The 5069-nt window shown below is 73.6% G+C and carries 4 protein-coding genes; 1 reads left to right on the top strand and 3 read right to left on the bottom strand.

Going from position 1 to position 5069, the window contains the following annotated elements:
• Positions 1–285: cobalamin-dependent protein (locus tag B082_RS0131195; protein ID WP_026250379.1), on the top strand; the 285-nt coding region annotated here is incomplete at its 5' end.
• Positions 286–372: 87 nt separating this feature from the next.
• On the opposite strand, the gene B082_RS0131190 is transcribed toward B082_RS0131195, so the two are convergent.
• The 3 genes from B082_RS0131190 to B082_RS0131180 all read right to left on the bottom strand — a co-directional run.
• Positions 373–1209, bottom strand: a complete 837-nt coding sequence (locus tag B082_RS0131190) for an alpha/beta hydrolase (protein ID WP_018555721.1) — start codon at positions 1207–1209, stop codon at positions 373–375.
• Positions 1203–2234, bottom strand: a complete 1032-nt coding sequence (locus B082_RS0131185; RefSeq protein WP_026250378.1) for a ketoacyl-ACP synthase III family protein — start codon at positions 2232–2234, stop codon at positions 1203–1205. Before B082_RS0131185 ends, B082_RS0131190 begins: the two co-directional genes overlap by 7 nt.
• A gap of 27 nt (positions 2235–2261) precedes the next feature.
• Positions 2262–5069 (bottom strand): acyltransferase domain-containing protein (locus B082_RS0131180; RefSeq protein ID WP_026250377.1); only part of this gene is annotated, 2808 nt, incomplete at its 5' end.

Raw genomic sequence — 5069 nt, 5'->3', positions numbered from 1 at the left:
CCGGGCGAGGTCGCCCGGCAGGCGGTCGAGGCGGACGTGCACATCGTGGGCGTCTCCTCCCTGGCCGCCGGCCACCTCACGCTCGTCCCCGCGCTGCGTGAGGCGCTCGCGGCCGAGGGCCGCGAGGACATGATGGTCGTCGTCGGTGGAGTCATTCCCCCCGCCGACATCCCCACGCTCCTCGGCATGGGCGCCACCGCGGTCTTCCCACCCGGGACCGTCATCCCCGACGCGGCCCATGATCTGGTGACGCGGCTCGCCACCGAACTCGGCCACGAGCTGTAGCGGGCCGCCGGCTGTTCCTCACACGACGACTGCCGCTCGTGGTCACCTGGACGGTGACCACGAGCGGCAGTCGCTTTCCGGAAGGAGTCAGGACGCGGTCAGGACCTCGTGGAGGCGGTCCGCGAAGCCCGTGGGGTGGGTCTTGAGGCCGTTGTGTCCGCCGGGGACGGATTCCAGCGGGGTGCCCAGGCGGTCCGCCAGATTCCGGGCGCAGCGGTAGGACCAGCTGCGGTCGGAGGGGCGGCCGGCCAGCGGGACGACGCGGGCCGGTCCGGACTTGAGGGCGTCGAGGTCGGCGTCGGACAGCAGGTGATGGCGGTAGGAGCCGATCTCGTGGGCGAGGAAGAACTCGATGTTGGCGAGCTGTTCGGGGGTCATGGGCGCCGGTACGACGTCCGGCTCGGCGTCCTGGGCGGTCACGTCGATGTCGTTGAACCGGGCCATGTGGGCCAGTGCGGGGCCCCAGCCGGCGGTGCGGTAGTCGGACTCGGCAGCGGCTATCAGACCGGCCGCCGCCTCCCGGTCGGCGCCCGTGAGCAGGGCCAGTTCGGACGGCTCGTGCGCCGCGTACACCGACACCAGGTCGGGCCGGCGCGCGGTCAGGTGCAGACCGATGACTCCGCCGACGCTGTGGCCGAACAGCAGCGAGGGCCCGTCCGCGAGTGCCTCCATCAGCAGCGCCAGGTCCTCGGTGTGCACCTGCGGGCCGAGTTCCGGGGCGGGGTCGCCCACGGCGGAGCGGGACATGCCGCGCCGGTCGTAGGTGACGACCGTGTAGCGGTCCGAGAGCCGATCGACGAGGGCCGCGGTGCGGCGCGCGTCGCCACCGCCGCCGTCCATCAGGAACAGCAGCGGGCCGGTCCCGGTCTTCTCGTAGTAGAGCTCGGTGCCCGGTACGGACACGTGGGCGGTCGTGGTCACCATGCGGGAACTTCCTTGATCGTCACGACGCCGGCGGAGCTGATCCAGCCGGGTCCCTGGGAAAGCAGCAGGACGTGGTCACCGGGCGCGAGTTCGCCGGTGCGCACCAGGTGGTCGAGGGAGATGACCAGGTCGGCGGCGCCGACGTGGCCGATGGAGCGGCCGAAGTCCCAGCTGGAGCGGGACATCGGGAGGCCGAGGGGGGCCATGACCGAGAACTCGATCATGCGCCCGTCCTGGTTGATGGGGATGACGCGGGCGATGTCGGAGGCGTTCAGTCCGGCGTCGACCAGCGAGCGGTGCACGATGTCGAGGTCGAACGCGCCGATCCGTTCGACGGTCTCCGCGAGCGACATCTCCCGCTCGTTGAACAGGGCGGCCCGCTCGGCCACGGCCAGCTGCTCGCCCGCCCCGTCCTGCGGCGGCAGCAGCGATTCGTCGCCGCGGTGCCACGCCTCAAGTCCGGGCAGCGTACCGGAGTTGACCGAGCGCAGCTCGGCGAAGCCGTCCTCGCCGCTGAGTACGGCCGCGGCCGCCCCGTCGGCGAGGATGTAGGAGTCGCCGAAGCCGCGCCAGCGGTCGATCAGCGGGGTGGCGAAGTTCTGCGCGGTGGTCAGCAGCGCCGTCTCCACCTCGGCGGCGCCGGTCATCTGCCCGACCGCGACCTCCATCGCGGCGAGCATGCCGTTGCAGCCCTGCCGGATGTGCAGCGACGGCACCTGGCCGACCCCGAGTTCGCGCAGGACGTACGCGGGCGGGTAGGACCCGTCGGGCCCCTGGTAGTAGACACCGCTGTGCACGTGCGACTCGACGTCCTCGGCGTCCAGACCGGACCGTTCCAGTGCCTGCCGGGCGGCGGTGACCGCCATGTCGAGCGCCGGTATCCCGTCCGACACATGGGTGCCGGTCAGGCCGCTCGCCTTGTACACCTCCTCGTCGTAGAGGCCGTCAGCGACCGCGTCCTCGGCACTCATCCGGCGGGGCAGGAACACCCCGACCGAGCTGATGTACACGCCTTCCACTCTCACGCCATGTCTCCTTGGTGACTCGGCTGTCTATCGGCCGAAGATCTGCTGCTTGATGTGCTGGGCCAGCTCAGCCGAGGTGGGCTGGTCGAAGACGACACCGGGTGGCATGCGCAGCGCGGTGACGTCGTTGAGGGCGTTGCGCAGGGCGAGTGCCGAGAGCGAGTCGAAGCCCATGTCCCGGAACTTGCGGTCGGCGTCGATGGCTTCGCCCGATCCGTGGCCGAGCACGCTCGCCGCGTGTTCCCGGACGAGGTCCAGGAGCAGGGCATCGCACCCGGCGGCGTCGAGGGCGAGCAGCCGCTGCTTGAAGCCGCCGGCCCCGGCCGGGCCCTCCTTGACGGTGCGTCGGGCCGGTCCGCGGACCAGGCCGCGCCACAGGGCGGGAAGCCGGCCGGCCGCGGCGAGCGCGGCGAGTGCCTCGAAGTCCGGCTCGGCCACGACGACTCCGGCCGCGCCGACCGCCGTCGCGGCGTCCAGCAGCTCCCCGTCGACGGGCCCGGCCGTCCCGGGGCGGCCGGACAGGGCCACGGCCGTGGTCCCGCCGCTGCGCAGCACCCGCGCCCAGGCTTCCAGGAAGGCCCCGGTGGCCCCTTCCTCCTCGGAGAGCATGACGTACGCGGCGTCGGGCCCGGCCGCCTCGCGCAGTGCTTGCGCGGTACGGGCCGCGTGGGCCGCCTCCGCCGGCGCGTCCGCCTGCGGGTCCACTGCGTGGACGACGGCGATGACCGGGTGGGCCGGGGAAGCCGCCGCGAGGGCGTCCGCCAGGGCCGTCGGGTCGGCCGGGTCGGCCGGGGCCGCGGTCACCCGGGCTCCGGCGGCGGTGAGCCCGGCTTCGAGATCCGCCGTGTCCCGCGCGCCGGCCAGCAGCAGGTTCCGCACGCCGTGCCGTTCCGCCAGCCGGCGGGCGTACGGCTCGGCCTGCCGGCCGACGACGAGGACCGTGCCCTCGGGGTCGTACGCGGGCCAGGTGCCGGCGACCGCCGGGGCGAGCCGGGGCACCTTGAGCGTGCTGCGGCGCAGGGCCAGCTGGTCGTGGCCCGCGGCGATGGCCTTGACCAGGGAGCGCCACGACGCCTTGCTCCCGTCGGTGTCGGCCAGGACGAAGCGGTCCGGGTCCGTCTCCTGGGCGGCGCGGATCAGGCCCCATACCGCCGCGGCGGCGGGGTCGCCGCCCTGCGGGGCCGAGGCCGCGGTGGCGTCCTTGGTGAGGAACACCAGCCGGGAGCCGGTGAACCGGGTGTCCGCGAGCCAGGTGCGGACGCGCTGTGCCGCCTCCTCGATGCTCTGTCGTACGGATGTGGCGATGTCTCCGTCCGCGGTGGCCGCCACGGACACCAGGACGACTTCGGGCGCGGGTGCGCCCTCCGCCTCGATCCGGGCCGCCAGGGCGTCCAGACCGGGGTGGGCCTCGGCATAGGTGCCCGCGGCCATGAGCCCGGAGCGGGCCCGGAAGACGTCCTCGCCGACCACCGCCCAGCTGTCCGGGGTCGCTTCGGCCACCGGGGCGGGCTTCTCGTCGGTCCATTCGACGGTGTACTGGCCGCCGCGCTGGGCGAACGCCGCCTGCCGGATCCGGTCGTCCGCCCCGTCCTTCAGCAGCATCGCGCCGACGGTGGCGACGGGCGCCCCGCTGCCGTCCGCGATCTCGACGGCGACGCCCAGGGGTTCGTCGGCGGTGGGCACGACGCGCACGCGCAGGGTGGTGGCGCCGACGGCGTGCAGAGTGACGTCGCGCCACCGCACCGAGGCGGCCCCGGCCGGGAGACCGGTCAGGACGGCGGAGCCGAGCGCCGCCTCCAGCAGGGCGGGATGCAGGGCATACCCCGCCGGGTCGTGCCCCTCACCGGAGACGATCTCGGCGTACAGCTCTCCGTCCCGCCGCCAGGCCGCCCGTATGCCGGGCAGCGAACCCGCGTCGAGCGGTTCGGCGTCGAGCGGCGGCCAGACCTCGAGGTCCCACCCCGGGGCGGGCTCGTCGGCGGCCAGGACGGCCGTGGCGTGCCGGGTCCAGGCGGTGCCGGGAGCCCTGCCCTCGCGGCGGGAGTGCACGGACAGCCTGCGCAGCCCGTCGTCCTCCGGCTCTCCGACCTCGACCCGCAGCTGCACGCCGCCCCTGCGGGGTATGACGAGGGGTTCGTGGAGCATGAGTTCGTCCACCCGGCCGGTACCCGCCTCCTCGCCGGCCCGCAGGGCGAGCTCCAGGAACGTGGCACCGGGCAGCGTCTCCGCGTCGCCGAGCCAGGGCTGGGCGGTGAGGGAGAGGCGCCCCGTGTAGAGCAGTGATCCGGAGCCCGGCAGCTCGACCGCCGCGCCGAGGAGCGGGTGCGGGGCCGCACCGGGGCCCAGGTCGGAGACGGTGGGGGCGGCGGCGTGGGAGGCGGAGAGCCAGTAGTGCTGACGCTGGAAGGGGTAAGTGGGCAGGTCGACCGGGTGGGTGACCTCGGGAAGCTGCGGGGTCCAGTCGACGGGGACGCCGTGGGCCCACGCCTGGCCGAGGGACAGCAGGAACCGCTCCAGGCCGCCTTCGTCCCGGCGCAGTGACGGCACCGCGAGCGCCGCGACCGCGCCGGCGGCTTCGAAGGTCTCCTGAAGACCGATCGTCAGGACCGGGTGAGCACTGGACTCGATGAACGTCGTGAAACCATCGGCGAGCAACTTCCACGTCGTCTTCTCGAACTCGACCGTCTGACGCAGATTGCGATACCAGTACCCCGCGTCCAGGATTGCGCTGTCGATCACTTCGTTCGTGACGGTCGAGTAGAACGGGATCTCCGGCACCCGAGGAGCAACCGGTGCCAGGAGCTGTGCCAGCTCAGCCTGGATGGACTCCACATG

The sequence above is a fragment of the Streptomyces sp. ATexAB-D23 genome, from assembly GCF_000373645.1.
Lineage (GTDB): Bacteria > Actinomycetota > Actinomycetes > Streptomycetales > Streptomycetaceae > Streptomyces > Streptomyces castrisilvae.
This window is presented reverse-complemented; position numbering and strand designations above follow the sequence as displayed.